This is a genomic window from Microbacterium sp. NPDC087665 (assembly GCF_044743285.1).
Classification (GTDB): Bacteria; Actinomycetota; Actinomycetes; order Actinomycetales; family Microbacteriaceae; genus Microbacterium.
The window spans coordinates 701,220-728,153 of sequence record NZ_JBIUWD010000001.1 but is presented as its reverse complement, the minus strand read 5'-3'; the positions used below and the strand labels follow the sequence as shown (position 1 = coordinate 728,153).

The 26,934-nt window shown below is 64.8% G+C and carries 32 protein-coding genes; 12 read left to right on the top strand and 20 right to left on the bottom strand.

Annotated elements, in window-relative coordinates:
• Window positions 1–487: 487 nt before the first annotated feature.
• Window positions 488–1,738, bottom strand: a complete 1,251-nt coding sequence (locus ACIOSY_RS03515) for a hypothetical protein (protein WP_400849047.1) — start codon at window positions 1,736–1,738, stop codon at window positions 488–490.
• 195 nt (window positions 1,739–1,933) lie between these two features.
• On the opposite strand from ACIOSY_RS03515, the gene ACIOSY_RS03510 reads away from it, so the two are divergent.
• Complete coding sequence (locus ACIOSY_RS03510; RefSeq protein ID WP_400849044.1) at window positions 1,934–2,878, top strand: G5 domain-containing protein; 945 nt, start codon at window positions 1,934–1,936, stop codon at window positions 2,876–2,878.
• Between the two features lie 43 nt (window positions 2,879–2,921).
• Here the strand turns inward: ACIOSY_RS03510 and ACIOSY_RS03505 are convergent, their stop codons facing one another.
• Both ACIOSY_RS03505 and ACIOSY_RS03500 read right to left on the bottom strand, forming a co-directional pair.
• Window positions 2,922–4,382, bottom strand: a complete 1,461-nt coding sequence (locus tag ACIOSY_RS03505) for a PIN-like domain-containing protein (protein WP_400849041.1) — start codon at window positions 4,380–4,382, stop codon at window positions 2,922–2,924.
• A gap of 1 nt (window position 4,383) precedes the next feature.
• Window positions 4,384–5,466: a type I restriction endonuclease gene (locus ACIOSY_RS03500; RefSeq protein ID WP_400849091.1), complete on the bottom strand. Its 1,083-nt coding sequence runs from the start codon at window positions 5,464–5,466 to the stop codon at window positions 4,384–4,386.
• A 668-nt stretch (window positions 5,467–6,134) separates the two neighbouring features.
• Between ACIOSY_RS03500 and ACIOSY_RS03495 the strand changes: the two genes are divergently transcribed.
• On the top strand, window positions 6,135–7,187 hold the full coding sequence (locus tag ACIOSY_RS03495; RefSeq protein ID WP_400849038.1) for a DNA cytosine methyltransferase: 1,053 nt from the start codon (window positions 6,135–6,137) through the stop codon (window positions 7,185–7,187).
• Window positions 7,188–7,207: 20 nt separating this feature from the next.
• On the opposite strand, the gene ACIOSY_RS03490 is transcribed toward ACIOSY_RS03495, so the two are convergent.
• From ACIOSY_RS03490 to ACIOSY_RS03465, 6 genes are all read right to left on the bottom strand, one after another.
• Window positions 7,208–8,158, bottom strand: coding sequence for a hypothetical protein (locus tag ACIOSY_RS03490; protein ID WP_400849035.1), 951 nt, complete (start codon window positions 8,156–8,158; stop codon window positions 7,208–7,210).
• Window positions 8,159–9,205: a ParB N-terminal domain-containing protein gene (locus ACIOSY_RS03485; protein WP_400849032.1), complete on the bottom strand. Its 1,047-nt coding sequence runs from the start codon at window positions 9,203–9,205 to the stop codon at window positions 8,159–8,161.
• Window positions 9,206–9,457: 252 nt separating this feature from the next.
• Window positions 9,458–9,604: a hypothetical protein gene (locus tag ACIOSY_RS03480; protein ID WP_400849029.1), complete on the bottom strand. Its 147-nt coding sequence runs from the start codon at window positions 9,602–9,604 to the stop codon at window positions 9,458–9,460.
• Window positions 9,605–9,653: 49 nt separating this feature from the next.
• Window positions 9,654–10,553, bottom strand: a complete 900-nt coding sequence (locus ACIOSY_RS03475; RefSeq protein WP_400849026.1) for a XamI family restriction endonuclease — start codon at window positions 10,551–10,553, stop codon at window positions 9,654–9,656.
• Window positions 10,554–10,582: 29 nt separating this feature from the next.
• On the bottom strand, window positions 10,583–11,806 hold the full coding sequence (locus ACIOSY_RS03470; RefSeq protein WP_400849023.1) for a DNA cytosine methyltransferase: 1,224 nt from the start codon (window positions 11,804–11,806) through the stop codon (window positions 10,583–10,585).
• A 285-nt stretch (window positions 11,807–12,091) separates the two neighbouring features.
• Entirely contained in the window at window positions 12,092–12,466 is a 375-nt protein-coding gene (locus ACIOSY_RS03465; protein WP_400849020.1) for a hypothetical protein, read from the bottom strand.
• 71 nt (window positions 12,467–12,537) lie between these two features.
• On the opposite strand from ACIOSY_RS03465, the gene ACIOSY_RS03460 reads away from it, so the two are divergent.
• On the top strand, window positions 12,538–12,981 hold the full coding sequence (locus ACIOSY_RS03460) for a polynucleotide kinase (protein WP_400849017.1): 444 nt from the start codon (window positions 12,538–12,540) through the stop codon (window positions 12,979–12,981).
• 41 nt (window positions 12,982–13,022) lie between these two features.
• Entirely contained in the window at window positions 13,023–13,409 is a 387-nt protein-coding gene (locus tag ACIOSY_RS03455) for a VOC family protein (RefSeq protein ID WP_400849014.1), read from the top strand.
• Window positions 13,410–13,431: 22 nt separating this feature from the next.
• On the opposite strand, the gene ACIOSY_RS03450 is transcribed toward ACIOSY_RS03455, so the two are convergent.
• On the bottom strand, window positions 13,432–14,043 hold the full coding sequence (locus ACIOSY_RS03450) for a MerR family transcriptional regulator (RefSeq protein ID WP_400849011.1): 612 nt from the start codon (window positions 14,041–14,043) through the stop codon (window positions 13,432–13,434).
• 70 nt (window positions 14,044–14,113) lie between these two features.
• On the opposite strand from ACIOSY_RS03450, the gene ACIOSY_RS03445 reads away from it, so the two are divergent.
• Window positions 14,114–14,623 (top strand): DUF4188 domain-containing protein, encoded by a 510-nt coding sequence (locus tag ACIOSY_RS03445; protein ID WP_400849008.1) that lies wholly within the window; start codon window positions 14,114–14,116, stop codon window positions 14,621–14,623.
• A 22-nt stretch (window positions 14,624–14,645) separates the two neighbouring features.
• Here ACIOSY_RS03445 and ACIOSY_RS03440 read toward each other — a convergent pair whose 3' ends face one another.
• Window positions 14,646–14,945 carry a hypothetical protein gene (locus ACIOSY_RS03440; RefSeq protein WP_400849006.1) on the bottom strand — a complete coding sequence of 100 codons (300 nt, stop codon included), beginning with the start codon at window positions 14,943–14,945 and terminating at the stop codon, window positions 14,646–14,648.
• Window positions 14,946–15,088: 143 nt separating this feature from the next.
• Here ACIOSY_RS03440 and ACIOSY_RS03435 point away from each other — a divergent pair, with 143 nt between their 5' ends.
• Window positions 15,089–16,063 carry a hypothetical protein gene (locus tag ACIOSY_RS03435; RefSeq protein ID WP_400849003.1) on the top strand — a complete coding sequence of 325 codons (975 nt, stop codon included), beginning with the start codon at window positions 15,089–15,091 and terminating at the stop codon, window positions 16,061–16,063.
• A gap of 68 nt (window positions 16,064–16,131) precedes the next feature.
• On the opposite strand, the gene ACIOSY_RS03430 is transcribed toward ACIOSY_RS03435, so the two are convergent.
• Window positions 16,132–16,659 carry an adenylyl-sulfate kinase gene (locus tag ACIOSY_RS03430; protein ID WP_400849000.1) on the bottom strand — a complete coding sequence of 176 codons (528 nt, stop codon included), beginning with the start codon at window positions 16,657–16,659 and terminating at the stop codon, window positions 16,132–16,134.
• 46 nt (window positions 16,660–16,705) lie between these two features.
• Between ACIOSY_RS03430 and ACIOSY_RS03425 the strand changes: the two genes are divergently transcribed.
• Window positions 16,706–17,047, top strand: coding sequence for a hypothetical protein (locus tag ACIOSY_RS03425; protein WP_400848997.1), 342 nt, complete (start codon window positions 16,706–16,708; stop codon window positions 17,045–17,047).
• Between the two features lie 16 nt (window positions 17,048–17,063).
• On the opposite strand, the gene ACIOSY_RS03420 is transcribed toward ACIOSY_RS03425, so the two are convergent.
• The 3 genes from ACIOSY_RS03420 to ACIOSY_RS03410 all read right to left on the bottom strand — a co-directional run bounded on the left by ACIOSY_RS03420 (window position 17,064) and on the right by ACIOSY_RS03410 (window position 18,395).
• Window positions 17,064–17,351 (bottom strand): winged helix-turn-helix transcriptional regulator, encoded by a 288-nt coding sequence (locus tag ACIOSY_RS03420; RefSeq protein ID WP_400848994.1) that lies wholly within the window; start codon window positions 17,349–17,351, stop codon window positions 17,064–17,066.
• Window positions 17,348–17,752: a VOC family protein gene (locus ACIOSY_RS03415; protein WP_400848991.1), complete on the bottom strand. Its 405-nt coding sequence runs from the start codon at window positions 17,750–17,752 to the stop codon at window positions 17,348–17,350. Before ACIOSY_RS03415 ends, ACIOSY_RS03420 begins: the two co-directional genes overlap by 4 nt.
• A 64-nt stretch (window positions 17,753–17,816) precedes the next feature.
• Window positions 17,817–18,395 carry a TetR/AcrR family transcriptional regulator gene (locus ACIOSY_RS03410; RefSeq protein WP_400848988.1) on the bottom strand — a complete coding sequence of 193 codons (579 nt, stop codon included), beginning with the start codon at window positions 18,393–18,395 and terminating at the stop codon, window positions 17,817–17,819.
• A gap of 74 nt (window positions 18,396–18,469) precedes the next feature.
• On the opposite strand from ACIOSY_RS03410, the gene ACIOSY_RS03405 reads away from it, so the two are divergent.
• Both ACIOSY_RS03405 and ACIOSY_RS03400 read left to right on the top strand, forming a co-directional pair.
• Window positions 18,470–19,462, top strand: a complete 993-nt coding sequence (locus ACIOSY_RS03405) for an SDR family NAD(P)-dependent oxidoreductase (protein WP_400848985.1) — start codon at window positions 18,470–18,472, stop codon at window positions 19,460–19,462.
• A gap of 109 nt (window positions 19,463–19,571) precedes the next feature.
• Window positions 19,572–19,889: a hypothetical protein gene (locus ACIOSY_RS03400; RefSeq protein ID WP_400848982.1), complete on the top strand. Its 318-nt coding sequence runs from the start codon at window positions 19,572–19,574 to the stop codon at window positions 19,887–19,889.
• Between the two features lie 7 nt (window positions 19,890–19,896).
• Here ACIOSY_RS03400 and ACIOSY_RS03395 read toward each other — a convergent pair whose 3' ends face one another.
• From ACIOSY_RS03395 to ACIOSY_RS03385, 3 genes are all read right to left on the bottom strand, one after another.
• Window positions 19,897–20,340: an NUDIX domain-containing protein gene (locus ACIOSY_RS03395; RefSeq protein WP_400848979.1), complete on the bottom strand. Its 444-nt coding sequence runs from the start codon at window positions 20,338–20,340 to the stop codon at window positions 19,897–19,899.
• Window positions 20,340–20,501, bottom strand: a complete 162-nt coding sequence (locus tag ACIOSY_RS03390; protein WP_400848976.1) for a hypothetical protein — start codon at window positions 20,499–20,501, stop codon at window positions 20,340–20,342. The genes ACIOSY_RS03395 and ACIOSY_RS03390 overlap by 1 nt, the downstream gene beginning before the upstream one ends.
• Before the next feature lie 105 nt (window positions 20,502–20,606).
• Window positions 20,607–20,852, bottom strand: coding sequence for a DUF2188 domain-containing protein (locus ACIOSY_RS03385; protein ID WP_400848973.1), 246 nt, complete (start codon window positions 20,850–20,852; stop codon window positions 20,607–20,609).
• Between the two features lie 298 nt (window positions 20,853–21,150).
• On the opposite strand from ACIOSY_RS03385, the gene ACIOSY_RS03380 reads away from it, so the two are divergent.
• Window positions 21,151–23,565, top strand: a complete 2,415-nt coding sequence (locus ACIOSY_RS03380; protein WP_400848970.1) for a M1 family aminopeptidase — start codon at window positions 21,151–21,153, stop codon at window positions 23,563–23,565.
• A gap of 183 nt (window positions 23,566–23,748) precedes the next feature.
• Here ACIOSY_RS03380 and ACIOSY_RS03375 read toward each other — a convergent pair whose 3' ends face one another.
• Window positions 23,749–24,342 (bottom strand): TetR family transcriptional regulator, encoded by a 594-nt coding sequence (locus tag ACIOSY_RS03375; RefSeq protein ID WP_400848967.1) that lies wholly within the window; start codon window positions 24,340–24,342, stop codon window positions 23,749–23,751.
• Between the two features lie 50 nt (window positions 24,343–24,392).
• On the opposite strand from ACIOSY_RS03375, the gene ACIOSY_RS03370 reads away from it, so the two are divergent.
• A complete protein-coding gene (locus tag ACIOSY_RS03370; protein ID WP_400848964.1) occupies window positions 24,393–24,980 on the top strand; it encodes a biotin transporter BioY in 588 nt (195 codons plus the stop codon).
• Window positions 24,981–25,297: 317 nt separating this feature from the next.
• Here ACIOSY_RS03370 and ACIOSY_RS03365 read toward each other — a convergent pair whose 3' ends face one another.
• The gene (locus tag ACIOSY_RS03365; RefSeq protein WP_400848962.1) at window positions 25,298–25,741 is read right to left on the bottom strand and encodes a VOC family protein; all 444 of its coding nucleotides are present in this window, start codon (window positions 25,739–25,741) and stop codon (window positions 25,298–25,300) included.
• A gap of 98 nt (window positions 25,742–25,839) precedes the next feature.
• On the opposite strand from ACIOSY_RS03365, the gene ACIOSY_RS03360 reads away from it, so the two are divergent.
• Window positions 25,840–26,790: a helix-turn-helix transcriptional regulator gene (locus ACIOSY_RS03360; RefSeq protein WP_400848959.1), complete on the top strand. Its 951-nt coding sequence runs from the start codon at window positions 25,840–25,842 to the stop codon at window positions 26,788–26,790.
• The last annotated feature ends 144 nt before the right edge of the window (window positions 26,791–26,934 follow it).

The window sequence follows — 26,934 nt, the reverse complement described above, 5'->3', positions numbered from 1 at the left end:
TCACCCCAATCGAGTTCGAGATAATCAACTCAGAGGCCGCTCACGCGGCCTGAAAACCCCAAACAAGACGAGTCAACCAAACCGTCAGCAGTCCCGAGTGGGTGGTGGTAGCGATAGATTCCTACGTCTTGAAGCACTCGAGCATCGTCTAAATCGACGTACTCCTCTGACTGTCCATTGTTGATCTGCGACCGCAGCGTTGCGTTCTCGGCTTCAAGGTAAGCCAAGCGATTCGTCACAGAGTCGGGCGCAGTCGAGCGGTCCGAGGAGGGGGCACCCTCAGCTTCCGGTACGGTGGCCGCGCGAGGCGGCTGTGCCGAAGAAACCGTCGGGCTCTCGGATTCGGATTCGGACTCGGCCAGCCACATCTGCCACCCCTCCGGCGGAGCCGGCCAGGCTGGGTCCGGTGTCCATCCGGTTGGAGGAGTCCACCCCGCTGGCGGCTTGGGCCAGCCAGGGGGTGGGTTGAAGATGGGTCTCTCAGCAGTCATCGTGCGCGTCGCACTCCGTTGGCAGTGATCGGCACGAGCCCGTAGGGGTTCTTGGACACCGCGGCACCCAGGTGCTCGAGCGTCGCGGAGGGAATGACCGCGGAGAGGTCCAGCCTCTCGAACTCATCTCGGCTGGAGGCGACGGCAACGAACGGCACATAGATCGGCTGCCCAGTCGCCGGGCTAATCGTTTCCGTACCGAGTTCGAGGCTAATCGAGCGGATCAGAGATCGTCGATCGGCCTCGAAGACTTCGTGCAACGAACGCAGGGCCACGTTGTGAACGAGGGCTGCGTAACGATCCTTCGTTTCCTTCTGCGTGGCAGCCACAGCAGCGATCTCGTCTGTTGCCTTGACGTACTTGTAGTGCTTTGCGGTCGGAACCACATCGGGACCTGCGACGACGACGCGCATCTGCAGCTCGGCCTCCGTCGGATCGAAGCTCGCGGCGTGTGCGACAGTCAACCACTCCGGATACACGGAGTTTGCGAGGACGATCGACACATACTCCTGAACCGCGTCGACAGTGCCGTACCCCAGTCCGGCGATGAGTTGGTCGAGAGACTCGTTCTGCTCGCGAACCTGCTCCTCACGAGCCGCGCACTCCCTCTCATATTGGCTGACGGCCGCCGCGAGTTGCTGCTCGCGTATCCGCTCCGACTCCGCGTGGCTCGCAAGAGCAGCGGCTCGCTTCGCCGGAAGCTCGTCACTCACCGCCTTCCAGGCCCAGTAGTCCGCGGCATACTGAGCCTCCGCGGCCGCCATGGCCGCCGCTTGCTTCTGCTTGCGCCCGATGAGGCCCTTCACGGCCTCTGGCTCGCGCTTAACCGGCAGCGGCGGGTGAGGAATCGGCGCTGGCACGGGGATGGGAGTTTGGAGATGAGCGTGGCCGAAAGAGGGATGCTTCGCCACAGCTCGCAACGACTCGAGATCCACGAAGTCGTCTACGGCAAGGGTCGCGACGAGCACCGCATCGAGTTCGGCGAGCTTGGACACGAGGTCAGTCGTCAGGTCCTCCGCTTCAGCGACGCGCGCTGCGGCGTATGCCTGAGCCGCCTCACGCTCGAGCCGCTTTCTGTCTTGCTCAGAGGCGCGCTCAGCAGCGAGCTGAGCGCGCTCGGCGGCTCTGTGCGCTGCCTCCGCGCGCTTGACTGCTTGAGCATGCTGGCGGTTGGCAGCTTGCTGCCGCTGCTCAGCGACCTTGGCTTGGTGCTGCAACTCGGCGAAAAAACCTCTACGACGTCCCATACGTTCCCCTCAGATCCTTCGCAGTCTAGCGAGACGCCCGACTTCTGATTTGGGTCGCCTGGCGCCGACGATCGGTTCCTCTCTCTTAAGAGAGGACGTTCCGCCCCCGTTGATACATGCGTCTTTCGCATCCACTTCGTTACATGTGGTGTATTGAAATATCGGTAGTGTTCAGCCAGATACCTCAATAGAAGGATGGCGACGATGCCCGCAATGGCCCAAGGCTGGTACGCCGACCCGCACCAGCCCACACAGCAGCGATGGTGGGACGGGGCACAGTGGACCGAGCACACCGCCCCCATGGGTCAATCGCCCGTCGCGGCCGCCGTCGCCGAACCGGCGGGGGCCACATCGTCGAAGTTGAAAGTCTGGCTCATCGTGGGCGCCGCGGTGCTCGTGGTCACTTTGCTTACTCGCAGCTTTGGCATGATCCTCCTGCTCGCGGGGTGCGTGCTCTTCTTTGTCGCCATTTACGGCATCGTGCGCGGCTCGGTGAAGCTCTTCCGGGTGCGTTCGCGCGGCGCAGCCTGGGGCGCGCTCGGGATCGCCTTTGTGCTGATGCTCGTCGGCTCTGGCGCGAACGCCGCCTTGGGCGGACCAGGCTCGAACCCGAACGCAGACAGCGCCTCGACGCAGGCAGAGCCGAACTCGTTCGCGGCGACACCCACACCGAAGCCCTCTCCGTCGCCCAAGCCCACGACATTCGAAGAAGTCGATGAGTCGACGGCGATCCCGTTCGAGCGCACCACGGTGAACGACCCCAACATTGATGTCGGTCAGGCCCCAATCACCACCGCCGGCGTCGACGGAACGCTGGTCACGACCTACCGGGTGACGTACATCGACGGCGTTGAGTTCTCGCGCGAAGTCGTCAACGAGGTCATCTCAGTGCAGCCGGTGCATGAAGTGACGTCGACCGGAACGCGCCAGCCGCCTCCGCCGCCCGCGCCTGTGCCCCTGGTTCAGCCTGCTGGTGATTGCCACGGGAGCTATGCAGGTGTGTGCGTTCCGATTGCGTCGGACGTGGACTGTGCCGGCGGGAGTGGGGACGGGCCGGCGTATGTTCGGGGGCCGCTTCAGGTCGTGGGGAATGACGTGTATGACCTTGATCGCGATGGGGACGGGATTGCTTGCGACTAGCAATCCTCAGCGAGCACCCAAATCACCAAGGTTCCTTCGACATTCAGACCCGCATCGCTTGCCCGCAGTTGCCGCACTTGATAAGGCCGTGTCTGCTTAGCTTGACGCCTACGAACCGGTGTTGACAGTAGGGGCACGTAATCGTCAGCACGGGCCGGGCCGCGGTTGTCTCGCTGGCATCGGGAGACACGCTATCCGTGTCGAAGGAACTCGCGCGACTCGCCCAGGTTCTAGAGTTGCGGCCCGCATCGAACAGCTGAACTACCTCTTGAGGCACTGCAAAGTGTGAGGACTTCACGCCCTCCTCGTAAACCGCGTCAAGAAGTGGAGGCAACCCGTCAGGGATGACATCCCGTGCGACAAGCTCGGCAGTGACGCGAGTAACCGGTCGAGTAAAGCCCCGCAGCATCTGTCCTTCGTCACGGCCATCTAGCTCATAGACCCGCGCTCTGGAAATGCGCCCACCGAGATCAACAGCTTCGCGGATAACACTTGCCTGCACTTGTCCTTGCGCATCGAGTTCGCCGAGCACTGCATTCACCGCCTCAGCAGTCCAGGGCATGGACGCGACCACCTCGTCCCGCACCCGCTCAATGTCGTTGAGAGACTCGGGATTTGTGCCAACTCCCAGCACTGTCGAGTGCCGAAGAAGGTCTGCTGGTTCTAACAGGAAAAATCGGTGCCCGGCTTTAGCAAGGTATTCCTCGATGAGTTCCATCCGGGGCCCGATGGCGGCCCCGCGTTCGCCTCGGTTCCACCAATCTTCCTTGGTGTCCGCCGTAACCAAGATGCAGTCGGTGCCGCGAATGCGACCTTCAGCGAGCAGCTGATGCCACACCAGGTAGTCACCTGACGCGCCCTCGGGTAGATCCGACTCGAGCTTTCCAGCATCCATGTATCCGGGTGGTACCAAGTTTTCGACGCGCTTCTCCCCCTCAGCGACGGCATCGGCCCACTCAGCCTCGTCGAGCGGCGGCCCTACTATGCCGTCGAGCAAGTGTTCAAGTTTGGCAAGAAGAGAGTCTCGCGCTGTCGGCGTATGAGTCTCGATCCTGACGGGTTCGTTTCCGATACGCGCGCGGATCTTGGCATAGAAAGTGTCCACCTCAGTCAGCAACGCACTGCGGTCCTCATCCGGGATCGCCACGTTCTTTGCCCAGCGACTGATCGCGTCCTTGGTGGAGGCGGCGTTCTTTCCGAGGGCTGCCTGTGCATCTTTTGAGGCTCCGCCGAGGCTTGCGATGACGGCTTGGCGGTTTCGCCAGAACTCTCGCATGACCTGATGGGGAATGAAAAGCCGGCGCCCTGCTGCGTTGACGATACTTAGCAAGTCCTGAACAGTCTTATCGTTGTATCTGTACAAGCTCAGCAGAACGTTGGTGTCTAAAGCAATCATCCCATTTTCGAGTGCGGTCCGAATCTCGCTCGCTCCAAGGATTCGATAGTGTTCGAACCCGCTAAAAAGTCCACGCGCTTCATCTCCCACATTGCGACGCTCAGTCATCTCACACGTACCGTTGGACGGTCAAGCGAATCTGATCTGCGAACGCATAGATCTCGTCGAGGTCTTCGATCGGATGCCGCGTCTCGACCTTTTCCTCATCCAGCAGGCCGAGGTACTTCTGCTTGCCGTTGAAGTGGAGGCGAGCGATCGGCTTGCGGTTGTTGTCATCCAGCAGCACCGCGAAGTAGCTTTTCGCATCGCGGTGTGTCACCCGTTGGGGCTTCACCTCACCGCAAGCGATCGCCTTGACGATCTGGTACCCCTCGAGCTCCTCGAGAGTCGTCTCAATCTCTGTATCGCGATCTAGATCTGCCTGGACCACCGGAGCGCTTGTCGCCGGCGGCACGTCTGACGTGGGTGCGATTCCGCTCACCCCCAGCGCTGTCTTGAGTCGGTCATTGACACGCTCATTGAGAAACTGCTGCGCTGCCTTGCCGACAAGGCTGGTGAACTGCTGGCGCACCTTCTGCGTGTAGGCACCGTCATACACACGCGACGTGAAGAACTTGATCCACTCGTCGGACGGCTCGCGGAACTGCGCGGCAATCTCGCGCTTCAAGGCGCCGATGTACTTCAGCTCTTCGGCCGCGCTGATGATCGAGTCGAGGTCGAAGCTCTCCTTGCTTAGCTTCTGGATCTCGGGGATCAGCGTCTCATCGATGTCGAGCAAGTCGAGCACGAGGAACGGCTTGGAGTCCATCCGGTTCGGAGCGTCTAGGTCGGTGTAGAAGTGCCAGACCACGCCGTTCGTCAGTACCGCGATGCGCGCATTGGTGACCGAGAAGTAGCGGAAGAGCTGGGAAGCGTGCTCGATCTTGAGCGAACCCATCGACGGCTTGCACTCCATGAGAATCTGAACCTCGCCATCGCGCATGATGGCGTAGTCGACCTTCTCGCCCTTCTTGGTGCCCACGTCAGCGGTGAACTCAGGGACGACCTCCAGCGGATCGAAAACGTCGTAGCCGAGGATCGTCGAGATGAACGGCATGACGAACGCGTTCTTCGTCGCTTCCTCAGTCCCGATCGCCGTCGCCTGGTTCCTCACCTTGGTCGCAAGGGAATCAAGACGCTCTGAAAACTCCACTGTTTCTCCGATCGACACTGAACACGCTCTGATCCCGACGATAGCGGACGTATGCAGATGCATGCGAGCAGTGCGTAGCGGTCCATCGTTCGCCGTCGCCCGGGTCCAAAACACGCTCATCCGTTGGATCGAACCGATCCCAACTGCTCGCGGACCCGAGCAGCAAGCCGCACGGCATAGACCGACTTCCCAGCCATGCCGGTATGTCGACTCTCACCGCCATCCAGCGGAACTTGTCCGCTCGAAGCGGCATGCCCACGGCTCGTTCGACACCGGCCTCCCGAGCACACCGAGGAGGCAATCTGCATACCGCCGAGTCAATCTCGAGACCACAATACGTATCTGGGCAGCACGCAGTCCCGCTAGGAATTATGCGTCGGCCACTGCGCGTAGATCGAGAGCGTGGGAGAGGTGGCGGCGAGGCGAGTACAGATGACTCAGCCCTAGTTGACTAGGCAGCGCAGTGGCATCTCGTTGGTGCGAAGTGATGTGATGTCGTCGAGGTGCGAGAACAGCGTGTCAACTGGGTGAACGCAATCCGAGCACCCAACGCTTGTGTCCCCACCAGGAGTAGCGCGGCGAGGCGCTGATCGACGATCGTCAGCCGACATAGAATCGATGACTGCTGAGCGTTCCACAATGCTCAACCCCATGGAAGGCGTACTTTCTTGTCGACACCGATCATGTCGCTGTATTCGGGCGCTGGCGGACTCGACCTCGGCTTCGCCTTGGAAGGCTTCGCACCCATCCTCGCAAATGACATAGACGCTCAAGCGAAGGCGAACTATGAGGCGGTGATGTCACAGGCCGGGGTCGCCCTGACCCCTGATCACTACCTTGTCAAAGACTTGAGCGAGAGCTTCGACTCGTTGCCATCATGCCCGGAGGCAGTGCTCATCGGCGGACCGCCGTGTCAGGGTTTCTCGCGAGCAGGGCTAATGAATCCCGAGGACCCCAGGTCGAAACATGTGCGAAACTTCATCGACGCCGTCACCGCTGTCAATCCTCGCGCGTTCGTAATGGAGAACGTCGCCGCGCTCGCAAGAAATTTGCGGTGGCGACCAATACTTGACGATGTCGTGACCCGAGCCGCGCGCGCAGGGTATGAGTGCGCGATTGTGGTTGCAAATTCGAGAACATTCGGCGTAGCTCAGTCGCGCGAGCGAATGTTCCTGATCGGCGTAAGACTCGAGGAGAATGCAGATCTCAGCTCACTTCATCACCCCACTTTAACGGAGAAGATCAGACCAGTACGGTCTGCATTAGCTCGCGTACCTGGCTACAAAGATCAGCCAGATTGGCAGAAGTCCCCGGCCAAGATCGTCGCTGCAAACAACCCAGTTGTTCGAGTCTCTCCGTTTGCCGGCATGCTTTTTAATGGGCAGGGGCGTCCGCTCAATCTCGAAGCACCGTCTCCCACCCTTAGTGCTTCGCTCGGCGGAAATCACACGCCAATTGTCGACCAAAAGTGGGTGGATGACCCGAACGAGGCGGGACGTGCAGTCCGCATGTATCACTCTGCGATAGTGAAATCGGAGATAAGCGCAGTCCCGACTGGTTGGCGGCGATTGACGCTACTGGAGGCCGCGGAAATTCAGTCCTTCCCACTTGGGACGCAATGGCTAAAGAACCGAAGCGCGTCGCTTCGCCATATCGGCAACGCTGTTCCCCCACTGCTAGCCGCAGAGATCGCTCGAAGAGTGCGCCGCGTCCTTTCGTAACTATCGCTAGCCGCGAATTATTACTGGATAGTGCAGCTCAGCATCCAATTCAGAACTTCATCTTCGCCAGTGAGCGGCGGATCAAGCTTCCCGACGAGACGCAGCCGGTCCACTATAGTGCGGTGAGGCTCAAGCAAATGGTTGAATTGCTCGTTCTCAATGTGATGCGGCACAGCCAAGATGACGATCGGCTGGAGCTTTTCTAAGAGGTAGTTCACCCAATGATGAGGTTTCGGTTCGGCAATCTTCCGCTCCCAAGTTCCACTTTCTCCGAGAGTAGCCTGGACAATGATCGATACCTGCCCAGGGCGACGATCACCCCAGTTAAGAGCGCCAAGGGCATCAACCCCGCCGTCTTTCGCATGGGTCTTGGCGGGATAAGGGGTTGCCATTGAACCCAAGCCAACTGCGCTCGACGAGATCTGTAGCTGTTCCGGAAAGCTACGACCGTGTGTTGTAGCCGTGCCCATGCCGGTTGCGACAAAACCCAATGCCCTGAGCGAACCGACGATCAGCAGCTCAAACAGCTCCCGCGGATCGCTGGTGAGATCCGCCTTGTACGCGTGTGCCGCTGTGAGCGCGAGCAAACGAACGTAATCGCTACCACACCAGTCACTCAATGCGGTCACCGATCCGCGCTCGATCTGGAATGGATACCTGTCACCAAGGATCGCCTTCCGCTGGAGGAGGACGGCCGTGGCCCACTCGGGCCAATCCGGGTCGTCCGGACTCTCCGTTCCGTCAGCACCCTCCAAGGTTTCGACATCGTCTGGCTCAATATCCGGGTCAATCGTGAACATACCTCGACGAGCCTTATACCACCCGGCCCGGTTGAGTGAAACTTCTAAATCGACAACGAGAGCGCTGCCATTTCGGATCGCGAGTATCTCCAGATAGTCAGCTAGCGCGCTGGCGCGGGCGAACTTGCCGTAACGATCCAACTCAAGAAAAATACTGCCCAGCGTCGGCACTCAGACCTCGTCTCCATATGCTGAGATCGTGAGGCTAAGAAGCTTTGCTGACTTACTCACCCGAGAAGACAGATTAATCGTCTGCTCGGTTATTTTCGCGTCTTCAGTGATCGCGTCAATTAGTACATTCAGTTGATCAATAATTCCCTGCAACTGTTCGTCAACGTCGGGCCGTTGCGCTATCATCGCCGCCAGGTCGAGATTGCCACTCGTATGCAAGACATCTCGAGCCGCTTCGTCCCCCAAGACATCACTATAATCCGTGACTTGGCGACTATCGCGAAGAACGGGTTCAATACGGCCCGCCGTGGGCCTAAGATCATTCAGCACATCTCTCAGCCGATTGATCTGAATCGCTGCGATTGCGCCTTGCACGTCGGGCAGTTCAGTCTTGGTAGTGTCTAGGTTTATGTAGGGCGCCACGTTCCGAGTCCCGAGTAGCCGCGTCCAGACTCCAAATCGTTCCGATATAACGAAACTCACGGTTTCTGGATCTATGCCCTCGCGCGACGCGTGCTGCAGTGTCTCAAAGGCGACATACGCACTCCGCACTCCGCGCGCGTTACTTCCCACCTGCCGGCCCACGCGGTAGAACGCGTCATCGTTGCCGGTGTACGCGTTCACCCGTCCCCATAAGTACCGGGCTTTCTCTCCAGCCCCCCACATGCGCAAACCGCTGATGTGGCGGAATCCCAGATACGCTTCAAACTCATCCGGATCGTCCACCTCAACCACCGGTAGGCCGTCGACCTCTTTCGAAACCAGCTCCCCATCGATGCGAAAAGAGATTCCGGCATCCAGCGCACGAGGCTCTTGCGAAAGAACTAGGACGGTTGCGAGGCGCCGATTCCCTTCGAGGACGATCCTCTTGCCGTCGGCGTTTGCTGGCCCAACAATTACTGGTTCGCTGGAAAAGAACCCATTACTATAAATAGACTCAGCAAGTTCCTGGAGCGCAGCCGTTCGGTAGAGATGTTCGAGCATCGCCTCTTGACTACGATCAGTCAGAGCAATCGGCAGCCTCGGATTGTCTCCGTCGAGCAGCAAGTTCTCGACGGGAATTGTTCCGATAGATCTCAAAGGGGCTCCTTACAGCTCACAAGAACTGGGCGCTGGGTCGCCCTGGAAATACCATGCTCCGCCTGAGCTTCGTCCACCGACTGCGCTCGTCGCAACGCTACCGCAGATCGCCGGACGCATCATCGCGCCCCGTGCAACCGACGCATTATTGACGTTCAACGCCATCCCGTGCAATCGGCTGCTGCCTCGTCGCGTCGGCACCCGGCTCTGACACCATTGTCAGGAGACGAGATCCACGATGCGTGCATCGCGACGCACTGCGGCGTGCTCTGCGTGCTCGACGAGCGCTGCGGCGTCGTCGATATGTAGCTGTCGCGCGGGCTGATCCGCTTCCGGGCCGTCGACAGCGACTTCTGACACAGGCACCAGCCGAGAGAACGCACTCGACCTGCTCCAAGCGCACGCGCGTTGAACGTCAGGTCGATGACACGACGAAATCAACTAAGGGTTGGAGGTCGTGCTCCCAGAATATGATCACGCCTTGGTCCCGAGCCGATGTAAGCGCGGACAGGTCGAACACACCTGCGACGACAACGCCGGTTATCAAGTTGCTGCCGAATGCCTGCCGCCAGTTCGTGGACTTTCCACCCACCTCGCGGTTGATTCGCTTCCAACCGTTCTTGGGCCCGTTACTGACCTTGCATTCGAGAGCGAACAGCCTGCCGTCGCCAAGCCGCAGAGGGACATCGCACTTCGAGGACTCAATGACTCGCTCGCGTGAGTAGGTGCCGCGCGCCATGTCGTCGAGCAACTGAACCCGAGAACGCGATGGGTCGAAGGTCAGCCCCGCAGCGGCCAGTGCATCGCCTGTTGCGCGCTCCTGCCTGCTCGACGCTTCACCTCGGCGCTGCGTGCCTAGACGCTGCCCTGCCCATAGCAGCGTTGTCGACTGCATCGCCTGTTCGAGTTCGCCAGTGTCTGGATCCCGGGCCTGTTCCACCCACGGGAAACGAACACGATCAATGACGACTCGCAGCGCTTCAGCCGTGTCGTCGGTCAAGTGGGGAGGCACGCCCTTGGTGAACTTCGATCCACCGACGAGAGTCCAGAGGTCCTCCTGACTTATCGGCGGACCGCACACATATCGCGCCGCCTGCCACGCGAAAGGATCATCAATGAATACTCGACCGGTCAATGCTCGAAGGTTGTCACTAGCTCTGAAGAGCCTCTCGACCTCAGGACGCAGCGCGTGATACATCCGCTCAAATGCGCGCGGGCCTTCCTCGCGGCGAAGCTCCGTGAACAACCGTTCTGCACGATCACGCCCACGCTTTAGTTCGACGTCAGTCCAAAGTGGTGGCGCTGTGAAAGACACGTCCCAAGCATTGCACAGCTAGTGGCTGATCAGGATGCCACCGCCTTAGATTGGTCAGACGCTGTCGTGCGGCGGCGAAGATGACCGTTCGTCTTGTGCTCGGCGATTGTGTAGCGAATGCGCTCCTCCAGATCGGCCGGGAGTACTGGGGCTAGCGTGCCCTCTGACACCTCCCCCTTACGAAGAGCGCCAAGCAGGCCGCGCCCAACTGCCTCCGCCACATCTACCTGAACGGCGTTTCCAATCTGGACAAACCGTTGTGAAGCTGTTCCAGCAAACTGCCACTGAGCGGGGAACCCCTGGAGCGCTGCGCATTCGCGCCAGGTTAGCCGCCGGATATCGGAATCACCCTCCATGCGTATCCAATCTGGGGTGGACGCCGCGCGGACTGTGCGGGAGGGGAGATCAAGGTCTGCTCGGAATGCATCCTGTCGATACCCCCATTGTCCTGAAGGCCGGTTCGCCATCACTCGCCCGTTGGTTTTGATACCTGTGCCGGGCTCAAGCTTCCGCAGCGCGTCGGCTCGCTTCCCCGTCGGACGTACCACGTCGTCGAGGTCAGGCTCCGGGAGGGACTCCAAGAGCGCTCGCAACGTCACCCACGGCGCAAGTCCGTGTTCCGGATGGCGCGAATGGGTCGGTGCGGGAAAGAGCGGAAGTACATGTTCCGCAGAAGCGATGAGGATGACTCGCACGCGACGCTGCGCCGCGCCATAATCTGCCGCGTTGAGCGTAGCCACCCGGCTGGAGTATCCCAAGTCGTAAAGATCATCCTGGATGCTGCGGAGCACCTCACCAGGAGTCCCTGTGGCGCCACGGGCTGTAGCGAGTCCACGGACATTCTCGAAGATGACAAATTTCGGCCGAAGCTCGCCGATCAGGCGCAGATAGTGAGCGATCAGCTGTCCCCGGGGATCACCCAGCCCCCTCTGCAATCCGGCCGATGACCATGGTTGGCACGGCGGTCCGCCGACAACAAGATCCGGGCGCCAGACTGAGTTCGAGCCCTTCGGTCGCAGGTCGCGAGCAGTGAGGTCTTGCACGTCAGCTTCGATCAAGCGCGTGCCGTCGAGGTGGGTTGCAGCACGTCCACGGACCGGCACTCCGACAGCTTGCGTGGCGCGAAGCGTAGCCATCGCAGGTGCCGCGAAGTCCGTTGCGACCGACACGTGCCAACCGGCCCGCTCAAGCCCGGCATCCAGTCCACCGGCCCCGCTGAACAGACTTACTACGTTCGGTTTTCTTGCGGACATCAACTGCCTTCCTGACATCTAAATCGCTACCAGGTGATTCAATCACGGAGGTGTGACACTGTCCCAAGACCGTGCCGCAGAAGTGGATCACTAGTGCGGGACGCAGCTGTCGCCGGCACAACCCACGACCGGGCGAGAACCCCGCCCGGCCTCAAACGCTCACGCCTCACTCCACCACGCGCGGCCCACGCCCCTTCAAGGCCGGTCGAACGTTAGCGCCCCATCCGCAGCACCAGCACCAGCCCCGCCACCGGCGGCCTCCGCCAGCCGTCGGACCAACAACCGTCACCGAAGCCCCGATATACCCGGGTACGTCGAACGACGACAGCGCGGCATCTGACGGCGGCACAGAACCGAATCACCCGCAGCGCAGAACGCACCCGCCAGATCAGCCCGCGGATACAGGAATTCGGAAGAACGAAGCGCGTGATCCACAAGCCGCGTTTCGCCGACGCATCCGAACCGGCCGTGGTCGGGCTCAGCGTTCCGGGTGGATGCCCCGACTACCCAGGGCATGAAGTCAGCCACCATCATGCCGCCGACGCCCGAGGCGTTGCCTAGCACCGGTACGCCGTCCAGGTACATGATGGCCGTGTCTGCACGAGAGTCGTTCAGGATCGTGACGTGGTGCCACGGCCGCTGCAAGATCTCGCCCGACACAGCGCGTGTGTACAAGTTGCACGGTTGCTCGCGGCACAGACCGAAGCCGTCTCCTATACGTTTGACCTCCTATGACCGAGAGCCCGCCGCAACCACACCTCCCCCGCACCTGGATCTTCGACGTCGACGGAACCCTCGCCCTCATCGGCGACCGCTCCCCGTATGACATGCGGAACGTCTCGATCGACACCCCGCATCACCCGGTGGTGATGGCGGCGCAGGCTCTCGCGGCGCACCCCGCTGTCGACGCTCTCCTCGTCGTCTCCGGACGCGACGAATCAGCACGGCGGGCGACCGAGGCGTGGCTGACATTCAACGGCATCCCGTTCGACCGGCTGCTGCTGCGACGCACCGGCGATCAGCGCGCCGACAACATCGTCAAGGCCGAGATCTACGACAACCACATCGCCCCGCACTACGACGTGATCGGCGTCGTCGATGACCGTCGCAGCGTGGTCGAGATGTGGCGATCGCGTGGACTGGTCTGCTTCCAGGTCGCCGAAGGCGACTTCTGAACCCCCTCGCGCCCTGCGCCCGGCATCCCTAAACTCGCCCCATGCTCAAGATCGTGTCGATCGTCATCCGCGTCACCGACCTCCCCGCACAGTCCCGGTTCTGGCAGGCGGCCCTCGACTACGTGGAACGCGATCCGGCGTCGGATGACTGGGGCGTTCTCAAGCCGCGCGACGCCGACGCCCCCTGCATCGCCCTCGACGTTCACCGGTCCGAGCGGGTGCTGCCGCCGCGCATCCACCTCGACGTCTATGCCGACGACCAGGCCGCCGAGGCCAGCCGACTGACCGAGCTCGGCGCCCGCGTGATCCCGTGGGATGACCGACCCGACGACGCCGACTACATCGTCATGGAAGACCCCGAAGGCAACCGGTTCTGCGTGGTCGACCGCCCCGACTGGCCGGGCTGGGACCCCTCGCAAAGCGCCTGACGCCCGGCAGAGAACGAGTCCCTCACCCCTTCATCCCGAAGGTCTCCCCGCTCGACACCTCCTGCGCGACCCGGCGCAGCGCGAGCAGCAGCGGCTCGACGAGCACCGACCCGAGCACCACGTACTCGACCGCCGCGTCGATCGAGTCTTGAGGAACGCCGGCGATCTCGGCATCCGCGATCTTCCGGATGCTGTCCAGATACACCGGCATCACCTCCGCCGGAACCGTGAAGCCGGCGCTCTCGAGGGTGTCGAGGGCGCGAGCGACGGCGCGCAGAACATCGGAGCTGCACATCCCGGGCTTCCACCCGAGACCCGTGACGAGCTCTTCGGCCGCCGCGAGGTCGAGCTCGTCGTCGCCGATCGGCGTGATGGCGGCGTGAGCGGTTCCGAGAAGTTCATGGGGATTCGCGGGCGGGTTGTCGAGAGCATCCACCACCCGGCGGGTCTCGGCGACGCTGACGCCGGTGTCGAGCAGGGCACGGATCACGCGCAGCCGTCGCGCGTGCGCTTCGCCGTATGTCGCCTGGGTCGGAGAAGTGCGCTCGCCCTCGGGCAGCAGACCCTCGCGCAGGTAGTACTTGATGGTCGGCACCGTGACACCGGTGCGAGCCGACAGTTCGGAAATTCTCATCGCCACCCCTTGACTTCGATAGTAGCGCTATCCAATATAGATAGCAGAACTATCCAGTTGAGGAGGCACCATGTCCAAGGTCATCGACGGCCGCATGACTCATCGCCACGAGGGCGAGCTCGTGGTTTTCCACATCGGCATGCAGATCAACCGCTGGTGGCGACCAGACCTGTGGATGCCGCTCATGGGCGACATGCCCCGCATGCTGCGCGAGCTCTCCGTCGACCCGGACTCGGGGCTGCTCGGCTTCGAGATCCTGCTCGGCTCGGGCGGACCGTACCTCGTGCAGTACTGGTCATCGATCGACAAGCTCTACGCCTACGCCTCCAACCCCGCCCAGGAGCACCGCCCCGCCTGGACCCGCTTCAACAAGCGCGCCCGCAAGGCGTCGGATGCCGTCGGCATCTGGCACGAGACCTTCCTCGTCGAGCGCGCCGAGACCATCTACGTCTCCACCAAGCCGATGGGTCTGCCGAAGGCGACCGAACTCGTCCCCGTCGGACGCCGCCACGACCGTGCACCGGAGCGCTTCGCCGACGGGCGCACGGTCGCGGGGTCAGGCGCCCTAGGTCAGGAGTAACTCTGACCGGTCGCGGGGCCGCTCAGCCGGGATGCGTGAACGACACCGGCTTACCGGCCGCCCGGGCATACTCGATCTCTCGCCTCGTGGACGTACCGACGTAACCGCCGGGATTGACCACGAGAACTCGATCAGCCAGGTCGATCTTCCGCAGATGGAGCGCGTCCAGCAGGATCTTCTGCTCCTCGGTCGGCTTCCGGTCTGCGTCGCTCGGCGCGACGACGATCGCTCCGGCGAACGTCAGATCACGATTCGCTGCGTGCATCTCGTCGATGAACCGCGCGGATCCGCAGATACAGACGATCTCAGGTCGCTCGAGCATGGCTCAGTCTTTCATCGAGTCGGCACCCGCACCCCACCGCCGCAAAACCTCAAGTGGGCCACCCCTCGTGAGGAAGCGGGCACCTCTCCCCACACGTGCGGCCCGCGTCGCCGATAGCGTGGACTCAACCGACCGGAGCCCTCATGCCCTCACCACACCGACGCCTCGCCGCCGCGATCGCTTTCGCCGCAGCATCCACCCTCGCTCTCACCGGCTGCGCCGCCAGCGCTGACGTCAACCCCAAGGGGGAAGACGCGGCGAGCATTGCCGTGGTCGAGGAGTTCTTCGCCCACCTCGAAGCGGGCGAGACGACCGAGGCCGCGGACATGACCGAGATCGACTTCCCCAAGACATCTCTCGATGAGGATTTCTACACGGCATCCGGGGTCACCCCGTCCGACGTGAAGGTCGTCGAGACTTCGGGAACCGACAGCTACGCCGTCACCGCCACCGTCGAATACGTGCTCGACGACCCTGACCACCCGGCGACCGCGGAGTTCACAGTCACCAACGACGACGGCAAGCGCACCATCGGCTGGGACTACGAGTCCTACGCGCTGATCATGGTCGGTTCGCCCGGACACATCGTGATCAATGACGAGCTCGAGTTCGGCATGAGCAACGACGCGCACATGCTCACGCTGCTGCCGGGTCTCTACGACTTCGAATACGTGGATCCGACCGGCACCACCCACCTCGACCCCGACGGGACGAACGAGTTCAGCCTCGCGCTCCCGGTCTCCGGCCCGGTGTCGGATCTTCCCGAAGAGGTGTATGCCAGCGGGGGGAGCATGACGATCACGAGCTTCGTGCCGCTGTCGACGCTCGACGCCGTCGACGCCGAGATCGACCGACTCACCGAAGCCTGCGTCGCCGAGTCGATGGCTGGCCCGTCGTGCCCGGCCGAGGTGCTGGAGAACGACGCGCCGCTCAGAGGCTCGACGTCGGTCGAGTGGTTCGGATCGGCCGACTACGGGATGAAGGTCACCGACGGCACCGTCGAGTACTCGAAGGGATTCACCGTCCGAACCGAAGACGGGGTCTTCCCCTTTGACGCCGTGTACGTCGGCGATGTCACGCAGGATGCCGACGGAACGGTCACTTACACGCGGAAGTAGACGCGGGGTGGGCCCTTCGACAGGCTCAGGGACCCAGGAGCTCACGGGCTCGGGGACCAGCTGGGGGCTCAATCCAGCAGCCACCCGGCCGCCGCCAGCACGTCGTTCGCGATGTCGGTCGGGGTTCTGCCGTCGGTGGCAACTCGGTGCGCAATGCTCTCCGCGTCGAGCCGACCCGCGGCGAGGATGCTGCGCTCGACATGCTCGTCGAGCGCCCCGCCGATCTCGCGTTGCGCGAGACGGTGCGCGGCGGTCGTGTCAGTCGCCGTCAGCAGCACACTGAACGCGTGCACCTCCCCGCCGAGAGCGGCGGCCAGCGTGGGGATCTGCAGAACACTTACGGTGTTGGTGTAGATCAGGCGGGAGTATCCAGACGCCCGATAGTTGCGCCACATCGCCGCGAGATTCTGCTCTGCCAGGTCGATGCCGTTGCGCCAGGGTTCGGGGTACGCCTGATCGAGGTTGTCCCCTTCGATGACCGCATGACGGATGCCGCGGAGCGCCAGGATGCGCGACGCCTCGGCAGCGACCGACGACTTGCCGACGCCCGAGCGACCGCCGATAAAGATGACGTCGGTGGAATCTTCGGCTTGCATCCGTCCATCTTGCTACGAGGCAGTCGGCGTCTGCGACGATGATGTCGTGCGCTATCTGACGATCGAGATTCCGGTGCGGTTGTGGCAACGCGTCGACGGGTGCGTCGACAACTCCATGGCCATCGACGTTGTCGACGCAATCATGGAGACCGTGATAACCGGCGCGTGCGTCCGTGAAGCGGGATGGCGAGCATCCGCCCTATACGGGGGCGACCGTGACGCCTACGGTCGGCCGCCCGGCGACCATCCCCTCCCCATCACCCTGCGGCTCGCCCATTGGGAATGGACGCTGTCGCAGCTAGCGCGCTGGGAACCGTACGTCACCGACGGCGTGGAGGACGACGCCGACGTTCGGGCGATCATCGCTGGCGCGCTCGCGCGGGAGTAGGGGCCCTTCGACAAGCTCAGGGACCGGGTCGCGTCGAGCCCCAGCGCCCGAGCGCATCGATCGGCTCGCGCAGCGCAAGACCCCGCTCGGTCAGCGCGTACGCGCGCGTGTTGTGCTTCAGCGGCAGACGCGTCAGAACGCCGGCGGTCTCGAGCTCGCGCAGACGCGTCGCGAGGATGTTCGTCGGCACCCCGAGGTCGCGCTGCAGATCGCCGTAGCGCTGCGGACCATCGAGCAACCGCTGCACGATGAGCAGCGCCCACCGTGCTCCGACGACGTCGAGGGCGGCCGCGAGATCACTCACGCGTTCGCGTCGGAGTCCGGCTTCATCCAGAACGGCGAGTAGTGGTAGCCGTCGGGGTCGTCGAACTGCCGCTGGTACATGAAGGAGTAGTCGTCGGTGTCTCCGATGCGCCCTCCGGCGGCTTCGGCGCGCGCGACCATCTCGTCGACCGCCTCGCGGCTGCCGAGATCGAACGAGACCGTGACCTTCGACGGGGCGTCGGGGCCGCCGATCAGATCTTCGACACCTCCGACGCTCGCGTACATCTCGCGACTGCCGAGCATGACGTACTGCTCGGGCGCGATCGAGAAGCACGACACATTGTGATCGGACATCTCAGCGTTGAGAGTCCAACCGAGGGCCGTATAGAAGGCAGTGGCTCGTTCGACGTCAGCCACGGGACAGATGATGAAGAGGCTCATGCGCTCATACTTGCAAAATGCAAGTGACTCGTCAAGACCCCTTCGACGGGCTCAGGGACCCAGCTCAGGAAGCGGGCGTAGCGATCCCCCGCAGCAGCACGCTCACCGTCGCCTCAACCCTTTCCTCTCCCAGCGGTCGCCCCAACAGCGCCGCGTAGCTCGCCATCGCGATCAGCTGATCCGCGATCGCTCCGGCGTCAGCATCCGCCCGAACTTGCCCGGCCGAGACGGCCAGCGCGATGCGCCCGAGCACCCACTCGCGAATCGGCGCCGCGAGCGTCTCGTTCAACGCGAGCCCGAGCGCCGGGTCGGATGCCGTGACCACGATCAGCGCCCGCGCGATCGCGACACCTTCGGAATCGCCCAGCGCGACACTCATCGCCGAGAACCACGCCCGCAGATCGGCGCCGAGGTCGACCGTGAACGGCACGGTCACATCACCACCCGGCAGCCCTCCGGAGAGCAACGCCTCGCCGAGGATCGCCGCCTTCGACGGCCACCAGCGGTAGATCGTCTGCTTCGAGACGCCGGCTTGCGAGGCGAGCCCCTCGATCGTCACGGCTTCGTATCCCCCCGCCGACAGCGCGGCTCGCATCACGTCGAGAACGGAGACACGGGCTTTTTCACTGCGCGGACGGGGCATCATCCGAGCGTACTCAGGAGTACACTGAATCATAAGTAGACGCACCGTTGCGAAACTCGAACAAGGAGAACAGAATGGCACTCACCGCCCACTCCACCATCGGCGAATGGTTCGAAGACCCGACCGGCGGCCCGCTCATCCGTGGACTGTTCGAGCAGACCGGCGCCGACCCCGCGCTGCTCACCCCCGTGCTGGGCCTGCCGCTGCAGCAGCTCGTCGCGATGAGCCAGGGCGCCATGCCGCAGTCGGTCGTCGACGACCTCGTGCGCGCAGCCAACGGCGGCGACCTCCCCGTCGAAGAGGCCGCCCCGGCCGTCGAGGCCAGCGCCCGCTTCGCCGGCAAGACCGTGATCGTCACGGGCGCAGCATCCGGAATCGGCAAGGCCACCGCCGAGCGCATCGCCCGCGAAGGCGGACGCGTGATCGCCAGCGACATCGCCGCCGACAAGCTCGACGCCCTCAAGGCCGAGAACCCGGATGCCGACATCGTCACCGTCGCCGGAGACCTCACGAAGCAGGAGGCGATCGACGCGGTCGTCGCCGCGGCGGGTGACCGCATCGACGGACTCGCGAACGTCGCCGGCATCAACGACGACTTCTCGCCCGCCAGCGAGACGACGGATGCCGTGTGGGACCGCGTCATCGCCATCAACCTCACCGCGCCCTTCAAGCTCATGCGCGCGGTTCTGCCCATCATGGAGGCCGCCGGCCGCGGCTCGATCCTCAACGTCTCGAGCGAAGCGGGCCTGCGCGGCAACTCGTCGGGCAACGCCTACACGGCCAGCAAGCACGGCATCATCGGCGTCACCAAGTCGGCCGCGTTCATGCACGGCCCGAGCGGCATCCGCGTGAACTCGGTCGCTCCCGGCGGGGTGGCCACCGGCATCCCGATGCCCCCGCACATGTCGGAGCGCGGCTCCGCCCGCCTCGCCCCCTTCCAGCAGGCCATCCCGACCGTCGCGACGGCCGAGCAGCTGGCCGCCTCGATCACGTTCCTGCTGTCGGACGACGGCGTGAACATCAACGGCGCGATCCTCGCGTCGGATGGCGGCTGGTCGGTTCAGTAAGTCGCCCCGCGTGAGGGGTCAGAACACGCCGCGACAGGATGCTCCGGCACGGCGTGTCTTGGCCCCTCACTGCCTGGCGGGGTCGCGGGTGCCGAGCTAGGCTTCCCGGATGACAGCCTCCGATCACGACCAGCCGCCGCGGCAGATCCAGCAGCGCCTGGCCCTGGAACGCCGGAAGAATCTCGCGATCTACCAGATCTGCTACACGACGCTCTTCGCCGTCGCGTGGACCGTCATCATGCTCGTCGATGGAGGCGAACCATTCCGGTGGATCATCGCCGCGGGCTTCGCGGTCCTCGCGATCGTGAGCGTCTTCTCAATCCGCAATGCGCTCCGAGCCCTCCGGGCCTTCGACGATCAGCGCGCGGCCGACATTCCGCCCAACTCCGGCAACTTCGACGCCGGCACCGAGAAGCCCCTCGGCTGACGCGGCGTCAGCGCGCAGCATCCGCCAGAACGCGGTCGATCCACGCCTCGTGCGGCAGCCCGGCGATCTCCTCACGCGTGAACCACCCGATCTCGACGATCTCGTCGCGATCCGGCACGGGCGCCTCGAGCAGCTCGCACGCGTACACCGTCGTCACGTACGCCACCCGGTCGCCGTTCGGGTACTCCACCACCAGCGACTCACCGCCATAGGCCCCGACGAGACCGGAGATGCGGATGCCGCAGCCGACCTCTTCGCGCACTTCTCGGGCCACGGCATCCACCGGTTCTTCGCCCGGCTCGACGCCTCCGCCGATCAGGCTCCAGGCATCCGCCCCCGCGCTGCGCGCGAGCAGGAATCGCTCACCGTCGCGGATCACCGCCGTCACGCCCGGGAGCAGGAGCAGCTCGTGCCCGATCCGGGCACGGATCGCCCGCACGTACTCCGACATCAGCGCGGGATGCCGCCGCCCCGCTCTTCGGCCTGGGCCTGGCGGTGCGAGGTGAGTGCCGCGCGCACGGCGGTGTAGATCACGAACCACAGCACGAGCGCCGCGATCAGGAAGACCACGACGTAGATCAGGAATCCGAAGATCAGCGCTTGAGAGAACATGGCCCCACCCTAGCGACCGGCATCCGACCAGTGAGAGGTCAGGACACGCCCCGAGCGGATGCCGAGGCGCGGCGTGTTGCGACCCCTCACCGCGAGCGGCGGGCGCTACTTCGTCGCGGCGGACCCGCCGACCCGATCGCGGGGGTGGAGGGCGTAGATGCTGGAGTCTTCCGACGGCCCCTCCTCCGTACGAACGGTGTGCTCGACCTGCCGGGCGACGGCGGCGCTGCGGCCGACCTTGATCGCTTCGTGCTCGGTCGAGAAGCTGCTGCCCAACGTGCGGGACTCGCCCTCGATGCGGTTGAACCAGATCCCGTTGCGGTGGAATGTCTCGATATCGCCTGCGGCCATGGTCTCTCCTTCGAAATCCCCTCTTTTCTACGAGAGTCCGGCGCCCGCGTGAACCCCCTTGCCGATGTGCGCGGTGACGGGTATTCGGGGGCGGGGCATCCGCCGACCCCTGGCGTAAAGGGGCCGTCTTAAATACAGGAATATTTCCTGCAACATGGGCGACACACCCACGATATGTTTCTGACATAGGACCCTCCTAGGTTGCGGATACCCCCTTCCGCGGCCATGGCCACAAGCCCACCCCTGCACCACGACGACGTGACCGGTCGCCTTCTTTCATGCCTACCCGAAAGTACTCATGACCCGACTGACTTCCCCCCGACGTCGGCGGCTGCTCGCGACCACCATGGTCACCGCGCTGTTCGCCGGCTCCATGCTCGCCACCGCAGTCCCGGCATCCGCCGCCGATGACCCCATCGACGGACCGCGCACCGCCGGCGACCCGATGTTCCCGAACGTCGGCAACGGCGGCTACGACGCCCTCGACTACGACATCGACATCGCCTGGAGCCCCACCGGCGTCGCCGGCACCGGCAACTCCGCCGTGATCACCGGCAACTTCGACTCCGCCTCGACGACGATGACCGCCCGCACCACCTCGACGCTGCGCAGCTTCTCGCTCGACTTCGAAGGCCTCACCGTCGACAGCGTGCTCGTCAACGGCCAGCCCGCCACCTGGACGCGCGACGTCGACGCGGAAGCCATCAAGTACAAGCTCATCGTCACCCCGGACACCCCGGTCAGCGGACAGTTCACCGTCACGGTGAACTACAGCGGCGTTCCCGTGTTCCACACCGACGCCGACGACAGCCAGGAAGGCTGGAGCGGCACGAACGACGGCGCGATGCTGCTGGGCCAGCCCATCGGCATGATGACCGGCTTCCCGCACAACAACACCCCCGGCGACAAGGCCACGTACACGATCTCGGTGGATGCTCCCACCACCCTCGCGAACACCGCGGGCGTCACCGCTCCGGGCGCGGTCGCGAGCAACGGCGAGCTCGTCTCGAAGACGCCCAATGCGGGCGGCGACCGCACCACCTGGACGTGGCGCCAGAACAAGCAGATGGCCTCGGAGCTCGTCGTCATCGGCATCGGCCGATACGAGGTCGTCGAAGGCAGCGTCACGCTGACCGACGGCCGCGTCATCCCGTCGTGGTCGTTCATCGACTTCGGCCTCAGCGACGCGAACAAGACGACGGTGCGCAACCGCATCACGCAGCTGCAGCCCATCACGCAGAACCTCGAGAAGATGTACGGCCCCTACCCGGGCAACAGCACCGGCGTGATCGTGAAGACGGTGCCGACCGCCATCAACTACGCACTCGAGACCCAGGACCGCTCGTTCTTCCCGAGCGTGAACTCGGTCAACGGCAACACGCTCATCCACGAGCTCACCCACCAGTGGTACGGCAACAACGTCGCCCCCTCGATCTGGACCGACATCTGGATGGGCGAGGGCATGGCCACGTGGGGCCCCTCGTACTACAACTCGTCTGAGGGCTTCGGCGCCGGCACCCTGTCGGAGCAGACGTACTTCAACTCCTGGAACAGCGCGGCATCGACCAGCGCGAACTGGAACATCGCACCGGGTCTGCAGACCGAATCCGCCGACCTCTACGGGTACCAGACGTACACGCGCGGCGCGCAGTTCTGGGCAGCCCTGCGGGTCGCGATCGGCGACAACGCCTTCTTCACGCTGATCAAGGACTGGCAGACCACCAACGGTGGCCAGAGCCGCACCGGAGCCGACCTCAAGGCCGCCGCCGAGCAGCTCGCGGGCATCGACCTCACCGCCTTCTGGGCCGACTGGATCCTCGAGCCCGGCAAGCCCGCCTGGCCCGACAAGCTCTCGGTCGCCCTCACCGGCGGCAGCGAGCAGGCGCTCTTCCCGGGCGACCCGGTCACGTACACGGTCACGGCGACGAACACCGGCCGCGTGCCGCTGGCGACCTCGGTCGTCTCGGTCGACCTGACCGAGCTGCTCGCGAACGCGACGCTCGACAGCCTGCCCGCCGGTGCGACGCTCGAGGGCACGACCCTCACCTGGGCCGTTCCGGCCGGCACCGCCGTCGCCACCGCTGCCACGCTGCAACTCAACGCGACGATCATCGACGCGGCCCCGGGCGGATCCTTCGCCACGTCGGCTCGCGTCACGAGCGTCGGCGGAACCTGCGCCGACTGCGGCGTCGAGACGGCGGTCGCCGAGGTGCTGCTGCCCGACACGGCACCCACCATCTCGGGTGAGGCGATCGTAGGCAAGACCCTGACCGCCTCGTCTGCGGGCTGGCCCGAAGACGCAGAGCTCAGCTACGTGTGGAACATCGACGGCGTGCCGGTCACGCCCGAGGCTCCCGCCGAAGAAGAGCCCGTCGGCCTGCTCGCCGCCCGCGCCGTCGACGCCGGCCCGGAGTTCGTGATCCCCGCGGATGCTCTCGGCAAGCGCATCACGGTGACCGTCAGCGGTTCGGCTGAGGGCTTCCGTGAAGGCTCGGTCACCAGCGACCCGACGGCGATTGTCGTCGCGGCCGCCGTGCCGGGCAACGGAGGCACCGGCGGAGGCACCGGTGGCGGAGGGGCTGCAACCCCCGGCGACCGCCTGAGCGACACCGGTGGAGAGCTGCCCACGGCAGCCGCACTGCTGGCATTCGTGCTGCTCGTCGGCGGAGGCATGTTCGCCGCCGCGCGTCGTCGCCGTCGCCTCGAGGTCTGAGGCACTGACGCGAGCGCCCGTCCCCGGTTGCGGGGGCGGGCGCTTTCGCGTGGGGTGGGGTTGTGGGTGCGGGTGCGGGTGCGGGTGCGGCCTCATTCGGGAGGAGATCGTCGTTCAGGAGGTCGTTTTCGCAGCATCCGTCCTCCCGAATGCCGATCTCCTCCCGGATGACGGATGCCGCGCCTATCGCGCCGCCGCGGCGGACGAGCGGATGCCCGACACCACCATCGCGAGCCCCGCCTCGAAGTCTCCACCGGTCACGGCGATCCGTGCGGGCGAGAGGTCGACCGACGGATCGGCTGCGCCGACGACCGCCGCGTGCAGCCGCTGCTGCTCGTGGAAGGTGAATCCGATCACATAGTGCACGAGGGTGTCGGCCGCGACCTCGGCCGCGGCATCCGACAGCCCTGCGGCGAGCGCCGCCTCGACCATCTGCGTGCGCGCCGGGAGTTCGAGCAACCCGAGGGCGAGCGAACTCGACACGACCTCGGCGCCGTCGCGGTGGGCGAGCAGCCTCTCGCGCAGTGCGGTGGCGCTCTCGGCGAGGTGCGAAGCATCCGCCCCTCCCGCCGCGATGCGACCGCTGACCGCCGCGAGCAGCGCCTGCTTGTTCGGGAAGTGCCAGTACAGCGCGCTGACCTGCACGTCGAGCACGTCGGCGATGCGCCGCATCGAGAGACCGGCGATGCCGTTCTCGGCGAGCACGCTCATGGCGGCGTCGACGACGTCGGTCTTGCTGCGCCTCGGGGCGGGCTGGTCTGCGGATGCCGCGTTCATGGTGCTACTGTACCGAACAGTGTTCAGGTGAACAGTGTTCAGGAGGAATCATGTCCGCATCCGTCGCCCCCTCGCGCCCCGCTCTGGTGCTCGCCGATCTCGTACCGGGAGCCCGCGTGCGCGATGTCGCGCTCACCCTCGCGGGAACGGCATTCATCACCGTCGCCGGGTACATCGCGATCCCGCTGCCCTTCACGCCCGTGCCCCTGTCGCTCGCGACCTTCGCCGTGCTGCTGACCGGCGCTGCGCTCGGCCCCGCCCGCGGCGCGACGAGCGCCCTCATCTACCTGGTACTCGGCGTCGGCGGCGTGCCGCTGTTCGCGAGCGGCAACGCCGGCTGGGCCTTCTCGTCGTTCGGGTACATCGTCGGATACGTCATCGCCGCGCTGCTCGTCGGATCGCTGGCCCGCCGCCGCGCCGACCGCACCGTGCTCTCGACGATCGGACTCGCCGGGCTCGGATCGCTCACGATCTACGCGTGCGGCGTGCCGTGGCTCGCGGGCTTCGTCGGGGTCGACCTCGCGACCGCGATCACGCTCGGCGTCGTGCCCTTCCTCATCGGCGATGCGATCAAGATCGTCGCCATGGCGGGACTGCTGCCGGGCACCTGGCGCCTGGTCGATCGCGCGCACCGCTGAGCCGCGCGTGAGCGGTGCGAAATGTCGGTTCTGAGCCCTCAGAACCGACATTTGGCACCGCTCAGCGGCCCGAGTGACGCACCTCACCGGCGCATAACTCCTCCTAGTCATGCGCGAGGGGCCCCGGATCGATCGATTTGGGGCCCTCGGCGTCGAATCTGAGGAGTTATGCACCGCGCGCTGCGCCGACCGCCCGTCCCTAACTCAGGACAAACCGCTCCGGTCGCCCCGAAAACCCCCGGATTCGGGCCGATTCGGCTCGTTCGTCCTGAGTTAGGGACACCCGCCGCCGGTCACCACCCGGGAACGAGACCCGATCAGGCCACGTCGAGCACCCAGGTCACGCCGAAACGATCGGTGAGCATACCGAACCCGGCCGACCAGGCCGAGGCCGCGAGCGGCTCGACGATCGTGGCCCCCTCGGCGAGAGCATCCCAGTATCCGGTGAGCTCGTCGAGCGACGACGCCTGCAGCGACTGGAAGAACGTGCGGTCGGTGAGGGTGGCCCCGTTCTCGCGGCGGGTGGTTCCGGCGGTGGCCGAAGCATCCGTCGCCCCCGGGATGTCGTAGGCCATCAGCGCGATCGCTCCACCCGAGACCCGCCCGAACACGATCTTGTCGGCGCCGGGCACGCCCGCGGGCATGCCGAAGTCGCCGTAGGTCGCGGCCGTGACGGACCCTCCGAAGACGGTCGCGTAGAAGTCGAGTGCGTCGCGCGCGGTGCCGGCGAAGTTGAGGTGCGTAGTGGTGGTGATGGCCATGAGGTCTCCTTCTGAGTGAGCCGAGCGGATGCCCGTAGGGACAGCTTCTCGACAGAAGAGGTCAGATTCGGTCCTCTTCTCGGAGCACAATGAGAGACATGACCGGAAGCTCGTCTCGGATGATCGCGCTGCTGTCGCTCTTGCAGACGCAGCGCGACTGGCCCGGCGCCGTGCTCGCCGAACGCCTCGAGGTGAGCCCGCGCACCGTGCGCCGCGACGTCGACCGCCTGCGCGAGCTCGGCTACCGCATCGGTGCGATCAAGGGACCAGACGGCGGATACCGTCTCGCCGCCGGCTCGGAACTGCCTCCCCTGCTCTTCGACGACGAGCAGGCCATCGCCGTGGCGGTCGCGCTGCAGAGCATCCCCTCGACCGGCATCGACATCGACGAAGGCGCCGAACGGGCCCTCGCAACGGTGCGTCAGGTGATGCCGTCTCGACTGCGGCACCGCATCGACGGCATCCGGTTCAGCGGAACCGCGAGCGCCGACCGCGCCGACCCCGCCACCCTCGAAGCCGTGAGCGCCGCCGTGCGTGACCGCCAGGTGCTGCGGTTCGATTACGGGCAGACGGATGCTCCGCGCCGCCGCGCCGAGCCCCACGACGTCGTCGCGCGCCAAGGCCGCTGGTACCTGATCGCCTGGGATCTCGACCGCGACGACTGGCGCTTCTTCCGCCTCGACCGGATGCATCCGCGCATCCCTGTCGGTCCGACGTTCACACCGCGCGCGCTCCCCGGCGGCGCCGATGCCCGCACGTTCCTCGCCGCCCGGTCGAAGGGATCGGATGCCGTCGACCTCTGGCCCTGCATCGGCACCGTGGTGCTCGACCTGCCCGCCCGCGACATCGTGCCGTACCTCGAAGACGCGACCCTCGAGGAGCTGGACTCCGGGCATTGCCGCCTCACGGTCGGCTCGTGGTCGTGGATCGGCATCCTCGCCTTCGTCGCCCGCTTCGACGCGCCGTTCACGATCGAGGGTCCGGCGGCCCTGGCCGAGGCATCCGCCACCCTGTCGGCCCGTCTCGCGGCCGCGTCGCCCTCCCGCTAGCCCCAGGCCCCCCTCCGCTCGCCCCCTCACCCCCTCTCCCTCGCTTGCGGGATCGATATGTCACGCCAAACGCCCCGGGAACGTGACATATCGATCCCGCAGCCCGTAGGAGGGGTCCCGCAGGAGGGGCCCGAGCGCCGATGG